The organism is Pseudomonas sp. 2024-210 (genome assembly GCF_045062345.1).
In the GTDB taxonomy this organism is placed as follows: Bacteria; Pseudomonadota; Gammaproteobacteria; order Pseudomonadales; family Pseudomonadaceae; genus Aquipseudomonas.
Genome location: NZ_JBJGEJ010000005.1, coordinates 26,522 through 44,855, shown reverse-complemented (window position 1 = coordinate 44,855; position 18,334 = coordinate 26,522). Strand labels below are relative to the sequence as shown.

Genomic DNA, 18,334 nt, shown 5'->3' with positions numbered 1-18,334 from the left:
AGTATTCTTATATAAGTTGATTATTGAGTGTCGCCCGCGCCAAACGGGTGAAACTACTGGACAATTCAGGTCGCTGACTTTTAATAGCCGCTGTCAACTCAGCCATGATCGGCGCCTGTACATCAGGCTTTTCAAGCATGCCTGCAATTAAACCTTCCAACAAACTGTTGGACGGTTCTAGTGCCACTGAAAACTCAACAGGGCTGGCGTTCAATAAAAGTTCCAACGCGTTGACTGTCAAGTCAAGGTCACTGGCGTCATTACCTGACATCACCAGGTTAAGTAGCATATGACAATCAAACAAACTTGCACTGATGTGCCCTTTAATATTCACCGGCCCGACCCAGCCGTTCTGAACCAGTGAAATATCAGTATTGAGTTTCACAGGCGGGGCAGGAGGAAAACCTGCATGGCCTTCAGGCAAGACACCCAGCTCGACGTCCATGCTGATAGCGGGCGAGGTCAAGACGCAGGCAGGTAAAGGCACGTATGCATTGGAAAGCCCCGCGAGGGTCAAATTCGTAAGTGCTATATCGGTGTATTTGAGCCCTTGAATAGTTTGATCGGGGATGGAAACGTGATCATGCGTATAGGGTTCTAATTCAGGATCTGTGCTTTGAGCCAACAAAAGGGGCAAGTACCAATTGCTGTCTGACTGATTGAAGGCGATTCGCAAGCGATCAAATAAATACACATCCAGGGCAGTAGCGCCTTGCTGGTTATCTGCATCATCAGGCAAGCCCTGTTCAGGCACAACGCCGAAGAAATTGGCCAAGCCTGCGTCCAGATACTCGGAGAGCGAATCACTCACCGAAACAAGGTTGTCGGTGCTGTTAAGCATGCTGGCAACCGTGTCGAGCATGCTGGCCTGGCCGTCCTCGCCGTTCAGGGCCCTTTTGATATACATGATCAGGGCATCGGCTAATTCCAGATCATTTTCAAGGGTCAGGCTGTCAAACTCCAGGATCGGCTGATCACCTGTGATGGCGTTGAGCACCAACTCCTTTAGCGTGACTAGCGTCGAGCGTTGTTCTGCATCGCCAGACGTTTCAAGCGTGAATTGAGCGGTGACTAAAGCGTCGTGAAACAGTGCAGAGAATTCGCCCTCGCCTTCAATTTGCGTTGTATAGCTGTTTTCAGCCCACAGAGATTGATTGATCAAATAGCGCCCGGACAGGCTAAACGGCGGCATTTCCAGACCCTGCGTCGGGTCCGGGTAGTGATTGGGCAGCAGTTCAACCCTGACGTCATACCCCTTGACCGTGGCCTGCGAACTGACATTGAGTACCTTCATATTTTGCAGGCCGGCCAGTTCAACATCGAACAATTTGAGCGCTGGTTGAGGTCGCTGCGGGTCAGGTACCGCGGGCTCCAGGTTAAACACGCTCCAGGACTTGGCGAACGTATCGGCCACAAAGTCCCCATGTTCGCCTTGCAAAAATCCCAGATCCTGTACAGCCGACTTAATCGGCAGTACCGAACTACCGTCTTCATCCTTCATCTGAGCCAATAGACGAGGTAACCAGAGTTTGGTGTTTTCAGGATCATTCAAACGAGGCTGTAACGTATCCAGGATGAAACTCATCAGAGTACTCATTGATGAACTCCCACTTTAGTACCGGCACCATTATTTAAAGGACGATCGACTACATACCGCACCAAGTCTTCCAATGCCGTGCGATAGGGCGATGGAGCGAAACCCTTGAGATAAAACATGGCTTGGTGCGCTTCGCGCCGTGCATGGGCGTAAGCACTGTCAATGGCTCCGCAATCGCGCAAATCATCAATTGCCTGTTCCAGGGCATTACCGCTAAGCGTGACTTCCCCTCGTAGGGCCTGACCAATGACATGCTCCTGGCCCAGACTGTGTACGGCAAAAAGTACAGGTAATGACAGACGCCCTTGAGTAAGGTCTATACCGCTCTCTTTACCCGCCGAGCACTCGTGCTCCACAAGGTCCAGTACGTCGTCCATGATTTGAAATGCCCGCCCCAGACACCGTCCAAAAAAGCCTGCACGTCGCGCATCTCGCAAGCGTCCGCCGGCAAGTTCAACACCCGCATGGCAAGCCAGTCGAAACAGTTCGGCCGTCTTTCGGTCAATGGTTTGATAATAGCGAGCCAACGCCAAATTCATATCCGCAGGCATTGTGCGATCGAGTTCGTCCAGTTCGCCCCGGCAAATGTCGAAAGCGGTATCAAGCACGAGTCGAACAAGTCCCATGTCTCTCTCGGTCTCGACAGTGTGGGCAAATCCTCGCAATGCTTGAACAAACTGCAAATCACCCACCAACAATGCAGTTTTGATCCCCCGCGCAGCCGACACGGATGGCACGCCACGACGAAGGGGTGCCTCGTCGACGATGTCGTCATGGATCAAGGTGGCAACATGCAGCATTTCCAGGGACGCTGAGCCTTTATAGACTTTGGGGCTTAAAGGTGCGCCGCCTGCAATCATCCGGGCAGCCAGTAACATCACGATGGGGCGGATTTTTTTCCCGCTCTTGAACATCTGGTACTCAATGTCCGTCAGATAGTCGGCTTGAGCTTGCAGGGCAAGCTCAACTTCATGACGAAATTGCGGTAAATCATCGGCAAGCAACCCTTCGCATATAGGTGTGTAAGGGGACTCGCCATCGGCCGCGGGGGCTAACGTGTCGGCCATGCAGTCAAGGTTCTGCATCATTCTTGCTGCCTGGCTAGCGCACGCAGGGTACGGGTTAACTGCGAAGCAATTCGGTCAACCAATAAGCCGCGTATGAAGCGGGTGTCTGCTTTAACCTGCTCATAAACCGTGCCAGATAACATACCCATTTCAGGGATGCTGAACGTACTGGATTTGAGTTTGAGGGTCAGTGCACCGTCAGGCTGTTCTGTCAGCACATAGTCAAATTCGCTACGCTCCAGGGCGATTTCAAAGGTGTCGCTGTGCAGAGCCAATTGCGGTTTGGCTGAATCCTTACTCAGTGAACCTTGATACACCGCTCGCAACCGCTGGCACATATGAGCGTCCAGGGTGTAGCCCAACTGCTTGCAGAATTCGAGATCTGTGTCGGAAGCGATCTTGCTGGTCGCGATACTTTTCAGCGCGGCCATAAGTGCCACAGTTCGAGGTGACGTCTGCAGGCTCTTCTGGCTTAGCGAAGAACTTTCAACCGCGTTGTAAATTTCTTGCCCGGTCAACTCCGCAGACTTCCCTGAACTATTGCCCGTCTCATTGACCACCTCTGAGAAGTTCAGCGCTGCTTCACCTGCTTCGATATACCCGGCAAGCTCACATCCTAACGCTAGCCAAATTTGCTGTTGAAAGGCATTGCTGTTGTAGGAGACACCCTCGCTGCCGAACCCACGATCTTTAGGGTTAACTACATCACCACTCTTGAGCGCTTCAGAGGTGTATTCACCCATTTCTTCACTGGTGCCGTTCTCCTCCCAATACAGGCGCACAAACTCATTAGTTGTATACACATGGTGATAAGCGTCGTTGTGCCGGTTGTATTCATCCACCAGCAAGCGCCCATTGGCCGTTTGATTTAGATGATTACGCTGCTGCTCAAGTTGCACAAACCGGAAGTATTGCTCTTCGGTCATCGGCGGTTCTTCTGCGTTGAATGCAGGCAGACGGCCCATTAACCCGCCCGTGTCCATGGTGACTTCCGGACTTTGGAGGCAGTACAGTTGGTATCGGCCATTGAGCAGCGAAGCATTGAGCGTAACCTTGAACTGGCGTTTGTCAGTACCGGACTCAACGGCTGCAACTGAAACGGGCGCAAACGAAATATCTTTTAAGGCCAGCTGCAACTCGCCACCTAAATCACTTTCGGGCAACTTGAAATAGTGGCACAGAGGATAAGGGCCTAACGCCGCTACCGTAAATGCCGACGGCAATGCCAGTTCCAATGCTCCAAGACCATTACCGGAAATAACCCGCGAAAGAAAATTCTCAATAACCATGATTATCAACCTTATGGATTTGCGCTGCATGGGCAGAAGCAGGTATCGGCGCAATTGAGAGCACAGGTACTATCTTTAATACAGGCTTGCCATCTACAGAATGCCCCCCCGTCGAAAGCGATTCAGCGGTCATCATCATATTGCTGAATTCAAAGCTATTGACCTTCGTCAGTTCATACGCTTCATTGCCTAACATGTCGTCCAGGCTTCCCATGTTTTCACTGACCAATAATTCAGCAATAGGATCCAGTACGGCCGCCATGATTAGCTCCAGCCCCCCGCCTGTCGGGGAAAGACTTAGCCCCACATCAGGTACTTCCCCAATAGCAACCATCACACTACTGCCTTGAACTTTAAACTCTACAGGAAGCGAAAGTGGTGTATTGTCAAACGCCACATCGTAATGCAATCTCATGATCAACTCCGTCAAAATAATTTATGTCATCACACTGTTAACTTGTCTGCCTAAACAAACAAGCTGATCACACAACCCAATGGACTCACCACTAACAGAGCAAAGCCTGCGGGGGTTAGAGATGCCGAGGCCTCAAACTTCATATTGGCCTCTGCGTGAATGGTCAGCGGTTCCACCGACCCCAGCCTTGCACTGGGTAACCCTTCAGCTTTATATTCCCAAGTGGCAAGGCCATGATGCTCGCCACTGTCTTCTTTGATGAATGGACCGTTTGCCGTAAAGGCAATGCCTAATGCCGCATTCACCAAGTTATCGCTTAACAGGATAAATATCGAATCCGGCGGCAGTGTCAGGCTTTCAATATTTAGCGGTGAAGGGTTAGCCTGCAAGGTTGCAGCCCCCAGCAGACAGCGCTCAACCTGACTGACCTGCAATGGATTGAGAGGCATATCATCTAAACCCAGTTCAGGTAAATGAATGACCGAGAGCGCTTGTTCAGCCTTTTCAAAAATGAGGGGAAGTACCAAAAGATTGAACAGCTGTTTATCGACATCTTCAAATTCACTTTTGTCGACATTGAGGGCCACCATCTCAATGCCAATCGTAGAATCTTTAAAGTCGAGTTTTGCGTGTGCGATTACATCTATCGCCGTGCCTCCCGAAAATTCAGAACCTACCAGTCCCATCTTAAGATCCAGTTGCGGAAACTTAAGTTGTAGCATCGGCTGGTTTGGGCACTGCCTGTTGGCCTCCTCATTGGTCAGGCCATCTTTGCCTTGTGCCGCGAGCCAAACGTCGCAATCAGGTTTTGCGAGTATGACCTGTGGCGCTACGACCACGTGCCATTCAATAACGGCTGGTTGACCCAATACCTCTAGTTCATGACGGCCTATAAAGGGATTGTCGCTGGTTGGCGGGTTCGAATGGTACCCGGTAATTAAACGGCTTATTTCTGTCTCAGACAGACCTACTAATACATCGAAGTTACTCATGATCCGACCCATTAAACCTTAAGGGTATTCACCTGTTACGCCTGAATATGTAACCAGTCGCAGTATGAAAATTTACGCTCCAAGGCGCACTTTCAAACTACGCAAGCCCTTGTCCGATACCCACTCTCAAATGTAATAGTATCTGTAACTTTTTATTATCATGTATCAGAGCATTCAACAACGACCAAAACAATCAAACAACAGGCGCCTTTAAGTACTGCGCGCCTCTAATAGTGGCGAAGCCGTTTAATCAAATTAAGTATTTTTAGTGCGCACGCAAAAAAAATCCGCTCGTGAATTATTCACGAGCGGATGCTTTTAATACCTTGAAGATTCCAATCAGCTCAGCGAATCAAATCCAATTTTTTTCAGTTGAGTAGGTTGCAGCTTGAATGCGTAGAACAGCACCGTCAGTAGAATCAAGAACCCTGGGCCTACAAACAGGGCAATCCGCGTTTCCTCGAAATAAGCCATCAAACCGACCACCATCAGCAGGAACCCCAGTGCGGCAAACGAGCTGTACGGGTAAAGCCACATGCGATATTTGAGATCGGCCGCCTGTTGCGGGCTTAGGCTTTTACGGAAACGCAGTTGCGCCAGCAGAATCATCAACCAAGTCCAGATCGCGCCAAAGGTGGCAATTGCTGTCACCCAGACAAAGACCTTCTCGGGTGCCATGTAGTTAAGTACCACCCCTAGAAGCAGTACCGCGATCGACAGCAAGAGCGCCTGACGCGGCACGCCGTTTTTCGAGGTGGTGCCGAAGTTAGCCGGTGCCTGTCCGTTTTGCGCAAGGCTATAAAGCATGCGACCCGTACTGAAAATGCCGCCATTGCAGGATGACAATGCCGCGGTGATGACAACAAAGTTGATAATGCCCGCAGCTGTTTTGATGCCCAAGCGCTCAAAAGTCATCACAAACGGGCTGCCCTGAGTGCCGATTTCATTCCACGGGTAGATTGAAAGAATCACGAACAGTGCGCCCACGTAGAACAGCAAAATGCGCCAGAACACCGAACCGATTGCACTTGGAATGGTTTTTTGCGGGTTCTTCGCTTCACCTGCTGTCAGGCCGATCATTTCAACGCCCAGGTAGGCGAACATGACCATTTGCAGGGACATCAGCACACCCTGCATACCATTAGGCAAGAAGCCGCCATGGACCCAAAGATTGGAGATACCCAGAGCCACGCCATCATTGCCAAATCCGAATGCGATGATGCCGATACCGCCCAGTACCATCGCAATGATGGTGACGATCTTGATCAGGGCAAACCAGAACTCGAATTCACCAAAGGCCTTGACTGCAATCAGGTTGATTGAGCCCATGCTAATGAGCGCTGCAAGCGCCCATATCCAGCGCGGTACATCGGGGAACCAGACACCCATGTACACCGCCACAGCGGTAATCTCCGCCACACAGGTCACCAGCCATAGAAACCAATAATTCCAGCCGGTCAAAAAGCCGGCCAACGGCCCCAGGTAATCCTGGGCGTATCGGCTGAAGGAGCCAGCTACCGGGTTATGCACGGCCATTTCACCGAGGGCACGCATGATCACCAAAATGGCCAGGCCACCGATGATGTAAGACAGCATGATGGCCGGGCCGGCCATTTCTATCGCTTTGGCCGATCCCAGAAACAGGCCGACACCGATACAGGCGCCCAGCGCCATCAAACGAATGTGGCGCTCGCCCAGTTCGCGTTTAAGGGGACCGCCCTGCACGGTTTCAGCGTGGGGCTGGTGGTTGCCGACTGGCATAAATGTACAACCTCGTATTGTTATTGGATATGCAGCTGTAGGCCGGGTTGGTCACCTGCTCTCACCTTTTTGATCAGTCCTGACCTTGTAGGTCATTGGATCAATAGGGAAATGTCCTACAGAGATCGGCGCCGAGTATTGCACAGGGTTGGTGCAAGGTCATCTAGCCTTGCAGATGCTCTACCTCGATATTTTCAAGCCCTTTACAGCGCCATTAACGTCAACTGCATACGGTTGCAGCATTTATTCCTCAACGCCGACAGCAGCGTCTACGCTTCACTTAATCGCAATCAAGATGCGTACGTGGATCTGTTAACTATGGGCGCACTGTGGAACTCCAACTCCAACAACACCTCACTACCATCACCGACTATGGCTGACCCTACCCCGCCTGCGCAAAAGCCCCCACGAAAGCGCTATGGCTGGCGAGTCTTCTGGATCTTGCTGTTTATTGGGGTCGTTGGCCTGATCGTACTGGGCTTGGCGGTTGCCAAAGAAGTGCGCACCTCAAACATCCAGTCACGCGAGTTCAGCCGCTTTGCTGCAGACTTAAGTTATTCGATGCATGCAGGCCCCACCGACTCAATGCTCTACCCGGGGGATGGCCCGTTCGACAAACGCTTGGGTTACAGCGGGCTTGGGGATTTTCTGCCACGTTTGTTGAAACGTGACTACGTGATCGCCGAACAAGTCCGGTTTTCCCCCGCCCTGTTGAGTTACAGCCAAAAAGGCTTTTTCGTCCCCTACGCCGAAAAGATTCAGGCAGGGCTTTCGATTACCGATTGTTCGGGCGGCTCGCTGTACCAGTACAACTACCCACAGCAGCTCTATTCGACGTTTGCCAGTATTCCGCCCGTTGTGGTCCACAGCCTGTTGTTCATTGAAAACCGCGAGCTGCTCGACCCTGCACAACCTATGAACAACCCTGCTGTCGACTGGCCTCGATTTGCCATGGCCGCTTACTCACAAGTCGCCAAACTGTTTCACCTGCCGGGGCAATCAGCAGGGGGGAGCACTTTGGCGACTCAACTTGAGAAATATCGGCACTCACCGGATGGTTTGACCGTGTCGGGTGCCGAAAAGCTGCGCCAGATGATTTCAGCCAGCGTGAGGGCCTATCAGGATGGTCCGCAAACCTTGGTAGCCCGTAAAAAAATAGTGCGCGACTATCTCAACAGCGTACCGCTATCGGCCGTCCCCGGTCATGGCGAGGTACACGGTATGGCTGAAGGCATGCGCGTCTGGTACGGCACCGATTTCAATCAAGTCAATCAGCACCTCGCCAGCACGGCCACCGACCCGCAAAGCCTGGCAAATAAAGGGCTGGCTTTGCGCGAAGTGCTGTCCTTGATGATTGCCCAGCGTCGCCCCTCGTATTATTTGACCAAGGGCCGCGAGGAGCTGGCGCAACTGACTGACAGCCATATCCGGCTACTGGCGCAAAACAATGTAATTGATCCTGCATTGACACAAGCCGCCTTGGCCAGTCACGTGACCTACCGCGACTGGCAGGTCTCGCCCACCCTGCAGGCGATTGAAACCAATAAGGGCATCAGCCTGGCCCGCACGCGTCTGTCGGTCATGCTCAAGCGCCCTCTGTATGACCTCGACCGCCTCGATCTGTCGGCTACCAGTACCTTGCAGAGCGATTTGCAGCTGCAAGCCAGCGACTACCTCCGGCACCTGGCAGACCCTGTATTTGCCGGCAAGATGGGCCTGCTGGGGAAAAGTTTGCTGACCCCTGCCAGCACCGCGCAAGTGCGCTACAGCTTTACGCTGTTTGAACTGACACCCGACGGCGCACGGGCGCGGGTGCAGACTGACAGCACCGACCAACCCTTTGATATCAACGAAGGCAGCAAGCTGGAGTTGGGGTCAACGGCCAAGATTCGGGTGCTGACCACTTACTTGCAGATCATCAGTGAGCTGCATGATCGCTATGCCAACCAATCGGGCAGCCAACTTAAGCAAATACAGCAGACTGACCAAGATCCGCTGACCCGCTGGGCCCTGACTTACATGATTCAAAACCCGGGATCGAGCCTCGCCAAGATGCTCGACGCGGCGCTTAACCGTACGTATTCGGCCAGTCCTGGAGAGGGTTTCTTCACAGGCGGCGGCATGCATTACTTCCACAATTTCCGCAATCAGGACAACAACCGCAACCCCACACTGCGCGACGCGATACGTGAGTCGATCAACTTGCCCTTTGTGCGCCTGATGCGTGACGTGGTGCGATACACCACGTATCAAGCTCCCAGCAATAACGCTGAACTGCTCAAGGATGACTTGAACCCGCGCCGTCAGGAATACCTGAGCCGCTTCGCCGACCGCGAAGGCACCACCTACATGCTCAAGTTCTGGAAGAAATACAGAGGCAAAGACTCCAAGGAGCGCCTGGAAACCTTTCTCGACAGCATGCGCCCGACGCCCATCCGCATGGCGGCGGTGCACCGTTACCTGTTTCCGAACGCCAGCCAGGACACCTTTGACAACTTTGTGCGCGCTCATCTTAAAAGCGACAAGATCACCGATGAGCGTTTAGCCAAGCTTTATCAAAGTTACGGCCCCGGTGCTTACGACCTGCCCGATCAAGGTTATATCGCCAAGGTTCATCCACTGGATTTATGGATGGCGGGGTATCTGCTGAAAAACCCTGAGGCCACCTTCAAGCAAGCGGTCGCCGCCAGCGTGTTCGAGCGTCAGGAAGTGTACAGCTGGCTGTTTAAAAGCCGGCACAAGAGTGCCCGTGACAGCCGGATTCGCACCATGCTTGAGATCGAAGCCTTCCTCGATATTCACCAGCGCTGGCAACAAGTGGGCTACCCGTTTGACCACTTGGTGCCCTCCCTTGCCACAGCGCTGGGCAGCTCGGGGGATCGCCCCGCGGCGCTGTCCGAACTGATGGGCATCATCCTTAACGATGGTGTGCGCTTGCCGGTCTTACGCATCGATACGCTGCATTTCGCGGCCAACACGCCGTATGAGACACGGCTGACAAACGATCCCGACAAAGGCGTGAGAGTAATGCCCAGCGAAGTCGCCACCGCTCTGCGTGAAGCATTGTCGCAAGTCGTTGACGCGGGTACCGCACGGCGAGTCTCGGGCAGCTTCACGCTCGACAACGGCACCCCGCTGGCCATGGGCGGTAAAACGGGCACCGGCGATAACCGCATTGAAAGCATGGGCGCAGGGGGCCGAATTATCAGCTCCAAGTCCATCAATCGCACGGCGACCTTTGTGTTCTATATCGGCGAACATCACTTTGGCACCTTGACGGCTTTCGTACCCGGCCGCTCAGCAGAAGCCTTTACGTTCACCTCTGCCTTACCGGTGCAAGTGCTAAAAGGCATGGCACCGATCCTCACCCCCTACCTGCAACCCGGCTCCCATACACGATGTACAGCCCCGCAAAATGTGAGCACGTTGTAAAAACCCGTCACACCGGAGTTATTACGAATAATTACCGTTTGTCGCCTCAGCTTTACGCTTTCTAAGATATATCTTAAGTTATGTCTAACTTAATGAGAGAGCGAAGAGAAATGAGAGAGCATCATCCCCATCATCCCCATCACCATGACCAGGCCGCGGGACAAGAAGGTTCAGAGAAACGCAACGGTCGCGAACGCGGCCCTGGCCAAGACGGCTTTGAAAAACGCACGGGCCGCGAGCGCGGCGGACGTGGGCCACGTGTATTTGCCCCAGGCGATTTGAAATTACTGCTGCTGGCACTGATTGCTGAGCAACCGTGCCACGGTTACGACCTTATCCGCCAGATTGAAGGGCTGTTTGATGGTGCATATAGCCCAAGCCCCGGTGTCATCTATCCGACACTGACCTTTCTGGAAGAAAGCGAAATGATTCAGGGCGATGCCCAAGGCGGAAAAAAACGCTACAGCATCACCGACCTTGGTCGTCAGTCCCTGAGTGACCAAGCCGTGGCGCTGGATGGAGTACGCATGCGTATCGATGTGAGCAAGCGCTCACTGCGTGGCCATGATCGTCCCGAAGAAATACACGAAGCGATACACAACCTGCGCCACGCCTTGCAAATGCATCATGGTCGCTGGAACCCGGAAGAAATCCTGCGGGTTCGTGAGTTGCTCAACAACACCGCTAAAGCCATCGTTGATGGCCCTGCTACTGCTCAGCCTGCGCAGGAGAATGATCAATGAACGACACCAAGGCTCTGACCATTCACCGGGTCACGCATGAAATCAAACGTCGCAAACTTCAGGTACTGCGCGTGGTCGACCTGACCCCGCGCATGCGCCGTATTACCGTCGGCGGGCCCGAATTGGCCGGGTTCATCAGCGTGGGCAGTGATGACCATGTAAAACTGTTTTTCCCGCAGAACGAGCAGGAACTGACGGCACTGGAATCGTTGGAGTTGGGCGTTGGGAAAAAAACCGGTGCCATGCCCCCAATGCGCGACTACACCCCACGGCGTTATGACTTAGACGCCTTGGAGCTGGATATCGACTTTGTGCTGCACGGTGATGGCCCTGCTGCCACATGGGCGGCACAAGCCAAACCTGGACAGTTCCTGCACATCGGCGGTCCGCGCGGCTCGATGGTGGTACCCGACATTTTCGACAGCTACCTGCTGATTGGCGATGAGACCGCTTTGCCTGCCATTGCCCGCCGCTTGGAAGAACTTCCCGGCAACCGCCGTGCTCTGGTGGTTGTGGAGGTCGAAAACGCGCTTGAAGAGCAACCCCTCAAAAGTGCGGCAGCCGTGGAAGTGATTTGGGTACACCGAGACAATCCTGAGCACGATCTGCTCAAAACCGTTGAAGGGCTGACGATACCGCAGGGCCAGCTGTACGCGTGGGTCGCTACCGAAAGCTCGCTGTCACGCAAAGTACGCAGAGTGCTGCTGGACACCCATGGTTTAAACGACGAATTCGTTAAAGCCGCCGGTTACTGGCGGCAGGAAGGCAGCGACGAAGCCTAAATTGCTGCTTTGCTCTAACCCTCTACAGAGGGTTAGAGAGCGTCGCCAACCATGCGCTTGCTTCCCGCCCAGCGATCAAGCGCCACCAGCATCAGCGCCACCCCGACAAATCCCGCCAAAATTTCACCCGCATTGAGAAACACCTGCGCGTACCCCAACTTGTTCACATCGATAAATGGATACGGGTAAACACCCAGCAAGTGCCCTCGCAACAAGATGTAGGCGAAATACAAGGCCGGGTATAGCGCCCATACACCGATATGACTCACTCGCAGCGAGCCTTTGGGCACGCAAAACCACCAGTACAACGTAAATAGCACCGGCATCACGTCATGCAGCAATTCGTTGGCCAACCATGCCAGACCGTGAGGTTGCCAGAGCTGGCGCAGCAACAGACTGTAGGCGACGCCCACCACGATAATGCTCACCGCAATGCCGCTGCTGACCCACGATTGCAGGAAAAACGTCCTGCCTTTCGAAGGTCGGGAGATCGCTGCATAGGTCAACACCGTTGCAACCATCGTGTTGGTGATTACGGTGAAAAAGCTGAAATAACTCAACAGCCCACCGATCACACTGGCTCCCGATGACCAACGCATCAGCAGGATCACATAAAGCTGAATCGCCAGCCCGCCCCAGCCCAGTAATGCCATTACCGTACACAGTCTGTGCTTGAGCGCGACCATCATCGGCGGCTCAGTGTTCGCGCTTGGTACGGGCATATTTCACGTACAACCGCTCAACCTTTTCTCGCGCCCATGGGGTTTTGCGCAAGAACGTCAAACTCGACTTGATACTCGGATCGCTTTTGAAGCAACGAATATCAATGCGCTCGGCCAGCCCTTCCCACTCGTAGTGCGCCACCAGCGCCGTAAGGATCTGTTCCAGCGTCACGCCGTGCAAAGGATTGTGGTTGGGTTCAGTCATGCCGAGCCTTTTAAGCAAGTGAAGGAAAGCCGCGCACCTTAGCCGAGCACCTGCTCAGGGGGAAGCGCATTCGCACACCCAGAGTTTAGACGCCACCACCGATCCGGTGAAAGTTACGCTTGGAGACACTACAGGCAATGTTATATTGTAACTATAACTAACAACCTCATCTCCTTGCCAAGGAACCTGTAATGCCATCCCCCGCTCTCTCTCGGCGCCACCTGCGCTTGACCCCCGTCGCCACGGTTTTACTGTTCGCCTCCCCAGCCTTCGCCCTCGAACTGCAACCCCAAGTCATCACCGGCAATCCTTTGGGCAGCAGCCAGCTGGCCTCGCCAACCACGGTTCTGGAAGGCGACGACCTGACCCTGCAACAACAAGGCAGTTTGGGTGAAACGCTGAAAAACCAGCCCGGCGTGTCGTCGTCTTACTTCGGCCCCGGCGCCAGCAGACCCATCATTCGCGGACTCGATGGCGACCGTATTCGTATTCTGCGCAACGGTGTTGGCGCGCTGGATGCGTCGTCACTGTCTTACGACCACGCGGTTCCACTCGACCCGGTCAATGTTGAGCGCATCGAAATCGTGCGCGGGCCAGCGGCGCTGCTGTATGGCGGCAATGCCATTGGGGGAGTGGTCAATACCTTCGACAACCGCATCCCTACGCAAGCGATCGAAGGTATTCATGGCGCGGGCGAACTGCGTTACGGCGGTGCGGATACCACACGCAGCAGCGCCGGCAAACTGGAAGCCGGCAATGGGACTTTTGCCTTGCATCTGGATGCCAACGCCCGAGCATTCAACGACCTCCAAATCCCCGGTTACGCCCGCGACCGACATGCACCGCAAAGCGAAGACGGGGACGAAAAGAAAGGCCGGTTAGGCAACAGCAATGGTCGCCAGGACGGCGGCTCAGTCGGCGGCTCCTACACATGGGACGACGGTTATGCGGGCCTGTCCTACAGCAATTACGACGCTAACTACGGCTCGCCAGCGGAGCAGGATGTACGCATCCGCATGAAGCAGGATCACTACGCTTTCGCGTCCGAAATTCGCAATCTGCAAGGCCCCTTTAGCTCAGTGAAACTGGATGCTGGCTACACCGAATACGAACACCGTGAAATTGAAGGTGGCGAAGTGGGCACCACCTTCAAAAACAAGGGCTATGAAGCCCGTGTCGTAGCCCGTCATCTACCCCTTGGCCCACTCAATGGGGTCATTGGGGCGCAGGTCAACCGCCATGAGTTCTCAGCCTTGGGCGAGGAAGCCTTCGTGCCGCAGACCAATACCAATAGCGGCGCTGTGTTTATTCTTGAAGAGTTGCAAGCCACCGAGGGGCTCAAGCTCAGCCTTGGCGGGCGACTTGAGCACACCGTGGTCGACCCGCATGCCAAGGGCAATGAGCGTTTTGCCGCTGCCGACCGCGCCAACAGTTTCACCGCCGGCAGCCTGTCATCGGGCGCCGTGCTCACCCTTACGCCGATCTGGTCGCTGGCCGCAACGCTGGGCTATACCGAACGGGCGCCGACCTTCTACGAGCTTTACGCCAATGGCGCTCACGTTGCCACCGGCACCTACGAGGTGGGTAACGCCAGCCTGACCAAAGAAAAAGCCGTCTCCAACGACCTGGCCCTGCGCTTCGATAACGGTATACACAAGGGCAGCGTGGGTGTGTTTTACAGCCATTTCTCCAATTACATCGGCCTTCTAAGCACGGGCCGTACGCTCAATGATGAAGGCGAGCCTGACGCAGACGGCATTCCTGAATACACCTATTCCGGGGTTCGGGCACGCTTCACCGGCTTCGAAGCCAAAGACCACTGGACACTGGGTGAAAGTGCCTACGGCAAATTTGCACTGGAACTGTCCGGTGATTACACACACGCCACCAACCTCGACACGGGCGAGCCCTTGCCGCGAATCGCTCCCCTGCGATTGAACAGTGGCCTGCTGTGGGAGCTTGATCGCTGGCAAGCGCGAGTCGACGTGGAGCACGCCAGCAATCAAGGCCGCGTTCCAGACAATGAATCGGGCACCCGCGGCTACACCACCTTGGGGGCCAGCGCGGGGTACCACTTCGATGTCGGCAGTAGTCAATGGCTGGCTTTCGTCAAAGGAGACAATTTGACCAATCAGACCGTGCGTTATGCGAGTTCAATTCTGAAAAATATTGCACCCGCCCCCGGCCGCGGTATTGAGGTCGGACTGCGCACTACTTTCTAAGCTGCACGCCTTGAAAATCGTGGCCTCCAACACGCAGAGGGTGCGACAAAAAAGCCCTGAGACGAACCGCCGCAGCACACTGTTACCGATTCAGAAATGATCCATGTCATTTAAAGTGCTGTTTCTAAACGTTTCTTGGCTTTATCATTTCCACATAAAGGGCTGAAACGATTCAACTTGTCCCGATAATCACTGAGTTAGCGCTACCCCGTAAGGCAGCCCGACTCAGGCAAAAAACTTTTAAAGACTCAATTTTTGACATGCCCACTTTCTTGATTTCGCACCCATTCAACGCAAGCCGCGCCTATGCCGCAGCGAAGCAGCTTGAAGGTATGCGGCCGGCAAAAAATAAGTGTCTGCCGCGCGAATATCATCCGGGTAGCAACTACAGTCACTTAATAGCCTTAAACATTGCTGCAAGACGTGTGGCCTGCGGCTCCAACCCATTCAACACGTCAATCTGCATGCCCACCTCAGCGCTTGGAGTACAGCGCATTGCTGTACCGGGAGATCGCTGCCGTGTCCTTGCTGCCCAAAGGGTCACGCGCCGAATGGTCGCCTGATCAACGGACTACAACGGCAACCTTGAAGGTTGTCACCAAGAACCTATTTAGTTGATTCATTCCCTCATCGGTACGCGTCCTCAAGACCTGTAACGGCAGGGTATCTATAACGTAACGGAGAACCACACTATGAGCACTGATAGTGCTTTCGGTCGAAGCCGCCTGCTACCGAGCCTGCTCGGTATCTTGCTGCTGCTAATGGGCCTGGCCATGTTGGTCGGGGGTATCAAACTGGTAACACTCGGCGGGTCTTGGTACTACTTGCTGGCCGGCATCGGTTTTGGCTTGTCAGGCGCATTGCTGATTGCCGGGCGCCGTGCGACGCTGGGCCTGTATGCTCTGGTGCTGTTCGCCAGCACTGTTTGGGCCTTGATGGAAGTGGGTCTGGACTGGTGGCAACTGGTGCCGCGTCTGGCACTGTGGTTCGCCATCGGTATCGTCCTGCTGCTGCCTTGGTTTCGTCGCCCCGTGCTGCGTGGCCAATCGGCCCCAATGGCGACTGGCGCACTGAGCATTGCCGTTGTATTGGCAGGCGCAGCTGCACTGGCTAGCCAGTTCACCAGCCCAGGCGAAATCAAAGGTCAACTGGACCGTGATGCGGTACCGGGTGTGACGAATGCTGCGCCAGAAATGCCTGAAGGCGACTGGCAGTCTTACGGTCGCACAGCCTTCGGTGATCGTTACTCGCCTCTGAAACAAATCACGCCGCAAAATGCCCACAAGCTGGTTCCAGCCTGGACAATCCGTACCGGTGACATGCCAAACGCAGGTGATCCAGGCGAAACAACCGCCGAGAACACTCCGCTGAAAGTGAACGGCATGCTTTATGTGTGTACGCCACACAGCCAAGTACTGGCTCTGGACCCGGATACCGGCAAAGAAATCTGGCGCTACGACCCGAAGATCAGCACACAAAATGCTGAAAACTTCAAAGGTTGGGCACACATGACCTGCCGCGGCGTGAGCTATCACGACGAAAACGCATACGCAAAAACAAGCACTGACGAAAACGCTGCCGAGCCTGCTGCTTCGAGCAACTCGTGCCCACGTCGCCTGTTCTTGCCAACGGCTGACACCCGCCTGATCGCACTGAACGCCGACACCGGTAAAGTGTGTGAAGACTTCGGTGACAACGGTTCGGTTGACTTGCGTCATAACGTCGGTGGCTTTGCACCGGGTGGCTACTATTCCACTTCGCCACCTGCCGTGACCAAAGACCTGGTTGTGGTTGGCGGTCACGTGACCGATAACATCTCCACTGACGAGCCATCCGGCGTGATCCGTGCGTACGACGTACGTACCGGTAAACTGGTCTGGAACTGGGACAGCGGTAACCCTGAAGCCACCGCACCGATTGCTGAAGGCGAAACCTACACCCGTAACTCGCCTAACATGTGGTCGATGTTCGCGGTCGACGAAGACCTTGGCATGCTGTACTTGCCAATGGGCAACCAGACCCCTGACCAATACGGCGGCGACCGTACCGAAGACTCCGAGCGTTATGCCGCAGGCATCACTGCTCTGGATATCAACACCGGTAAAGTCCGCTGGTACCGTCCGCTTACTCACCATGACCTCTGGGACATGGACGTAGGTGGCCAACCAACGCTGATGAACTTGAAAACGGCTGAAGGTGAGAAACCGGCTCTGCTGGCGTCCACCAAACAAGGCAGCATCTACGTGCTGGACCGTCGCACGGGTGAGGACATTGTTCCAATCCACGAAGTGCCAGCGCCAGGCGGTGCTGTAGAAGGCGACCACACGGCTCCTACTCAGCCTCGTTCAGAGCTGAACATGATTCCGCCGGTTCTGACCGAGCGTGACATGTGGGGCGTGACGCCATTTGACCAAATGCTGTGCCGGATCAACTTCAAATCCCTGCGTTACGACGGCATGTACACCCCGCCTTCGTTGCAAGGTTCGATTGTGTATCCAGGCAACTTCGGTGTGTTTGACTGGGGTGGTATCTCGGTTGACCCGGTACGTCAGATTGCTTTCCTGAACCCAAGCTACATGGCGTTCACCTCCAAACTGGTTCCTCAGGCGGATGTGGCAGCAATGGGCCCACGTAAAGGCGAAACCTCGGGCGTTCAACCGAACAAAGGCGCTCCATACGGCGTGATTCTGGAGCCTCTGTTGTCGCCACTCGGTCTGCCTTGCCAGGCACCGGCGTGGGGCTACGTTGCTGCGGTCGACCTGACCAACAACGAAGTGATCTGGAAACACAAAAACGGCACCGTGCGTGATAGCTCGCCGGTTCCAATCCCACTGGCAATGGGTGTTCCAAGCTTGGGCGGTACTGTGACCACTGCAGGTGGTGTAGCCTTCCTGAGCGGTACACTCGACCAATACCTGCGTGCTTACGATGTAAGCAACGGTAAGCTGTTGTGGGAAGGTCGTCTGCCTGCTGGCGGCCAGACCACTCCGATGACTTACTCCGGCAAAGACGGCACACAATATGTGGTTGTCATGGCGGGTGGTCACGGCGGTCTGGGCACTAAAGCCGGTGACTACTTGGTGGCGTTTAAACTGGCTGAGTAAATA

Annotated in this window: 13 protein-coding genes; 5 read left to right on the top strand and 8 right to left on the bottom strand. The window is 54.5% G+C overall.

The window, feature by feature from the left end:
* Positions 1 to 7: 7 nt before the first annotated feature.
* From ACI7MX_RS09125 to ACI7MX_RS09100, 6 genes are all read right to left on the bottom strand, one after another.
* Complete coding sequence (locus tag ACI7MX_RS09125; RefSeq protein ID WP_405587382.1) at positions 8 to 1,597, bottom strand: hypothetical protein; 1,590 nt, start codon at positions 1,595 to 1,597, stop codon at positions 8 to 10.
* The gene (locus ACI7MX_RS09120) at positions 1,594 to 2,685 is read right to left on the bottom strand and encodes a polyprenyl synthetase family protein (protein WP_405587385.1); all 1,092 of its coding nucleotides are present in this window, start codon (positions 2,683 to 2,685) and stop codon (positions 1,594 to 1,596) included. The genes ACI7MX_RS09125 and ACI7MX_RS09120 overlap by 4 nt, the downstream gene beginning before the upstream one ends.
* Entirely contained in the window at positions 2,682 to 3,953 is a 1,272-nt protein-coding gene (locus ACI7MX_RS09115; protein ID WP_405587388.1) for a hypothetical protein, read from the bottom strand. The genes ACI7MX_RS09120 and ACI7MX_RS09115 overlap by 4 nt, the downstream gene beginning before the upstream one ends.
* Entirely contained in the window at positions 3,943 to 4,368 is a 426-nt protein-coding gene (locus ACI7MX_RS09110) for a hypothetical protein (protein ID WP_405587391.1), read from the bottom strand. Before ACI7MX_RS09110 ends, ACI7MX_RS09115 begins: the two co-directional genes overlap by 11 nt.
* 50 nt (positions 4,369 to 4,418) lie before the next feature.
* Positions 4,419 to 5,360: a hypothetical protein gene (locus ACI7MX_RS09105; protein ID WP_405587393.1), complete on the bottom strand. Its 942-nt coding sequence runs from the start codon at positions 5,358 to 5,360 to the stop codon at positions 4,419 to 4,421.
* 339 nt (positions 5,361 to 5,699) lie between these two features.
* On the bottom strand, positions 5,700 to 7,121 hold the full coding sequence (locus ACI7MX_RS09100) for an amino acid permease (protein ID WP_405587396.1): 1,422 nt from the start codon (positions 7,119 to 7,121) through the stop codon (positions 5,700 to 5,702).
* 318 nt (positions 7,122 to 7,439) lie between these two features.
* On the opposite strand from ACI7MX_RS09100, the gene ACI7MX_RS09095 reads away from it, so the two are divergent.
* The 3 genes from ACI7MX_RS09095 (at position 7,440) to ACI7MX_RS09085 (ending at position 12,078) form a co-directional block, all read left to right on the top strand.
* Positions 7,440 to 10,553, top strand: a complete 3,114-nt coding sequence (locus ACI7MX_RS09095; RefSeq protein ID WP_405587454.1) for a transglycosylase domain-containing protein — start codon at positions 7,440 to 7,442, stop codon at positions 10,551 to 10,553.
* A gap of 110 nt (positions 10,554 to 10,663) precedes the next feature.
* On the top strand, positions 10,664 to 11,296 hold the full coding sequence (locus ACI7MX_RS09090) for a PadR family transcriptional regulator (RefSeq protein WP_405587399.1): 633 nt from the start codon (positions 10,664 to 10,666) through the stop codon (positions 11,294 to 11,296).
* Complete coding sequence (locus ACI7MX_RS09085; protein WP_405587402.1) at positions 11,293 to 12,078, top strand: siderophore-interacting protein; 786 nt, start codon at positions 11,293 to 11,295, stop codon at positions 12,076 to 12,078. The genes ACI7MX_RS09090 and ACI7MX_RS09085 overlap by 4 nt, the downstream gene beginning before the upstream one ends.
* A 32-nt stretch (positions 12,079 to 12,110) precedes the next feature.
* Here ACI7MX_RS09085 and ACI7MX_RS09080 read toward each other — a convergent pair whose 3' ends face one another.
* Positions 12,111 to 12,767 carry a Pr6Pr family membrane protein gene (locus tag ACI7MX_RS09080; RefSeq protein ID WP_405587456.1) on the bottom strand — a complete coding sequence of 219 codons (657 nt, stop codon included), beginning with the start codon at positions 12,765 to 12,767 and terminating at the stop codon, positions 12,111 to 12,113.
* Between the two features lie 7 nt (positions 12,768 to 12,774).
* Positions 12,775 to 13,005: a VF530 family protein gene (locus ACI7MX_RS09075; protein WP_314483583.1), complete on the bottom strand. Its 231-nt coding sequence runs from the start codon at positions 13,003 to 13,005 to the stop codon at positions 12,775 to 12,777.
* Positions 13,006 to 13,196: 191 nt separating this feature from the next.
* Here ACI7MX_RS09075 and ACI7MX_RS09070 point away from each other — a divergent pair, with 191 nt between their 5' ends.
* Both ACI7MX_RS09070 and ACI7MX_RS09065 read left to right on the top strand, forming a co-directional pair.
* A complete protein-coding gene (locus ACI7MX_RS09070; protein WP_405587405.1) occupies positions 13,197 to 15,227 on the top strand; it encodes a TonB-dependent receptor in 2,031 nt (676 codons plus the stop codon).
* 692 nt (positions 15,228 to 15,919) lie between these two features.
* Complete coding sequence (locus tag ACI7MX_RS09065) at positions 15,920 to 18,331, top strand: glucose/quinate/shikimate family membrane-bound PQQ-dependent dehydrogenase (RefSeq protein ID WP_405587408.1); 2,412 nt, start codon at positions 15,920 to 15,922, stop codon at positions 18,329 to 18,331.
* Positions 18,332 to 18,334: the final 3 nt, after the last annotated feature.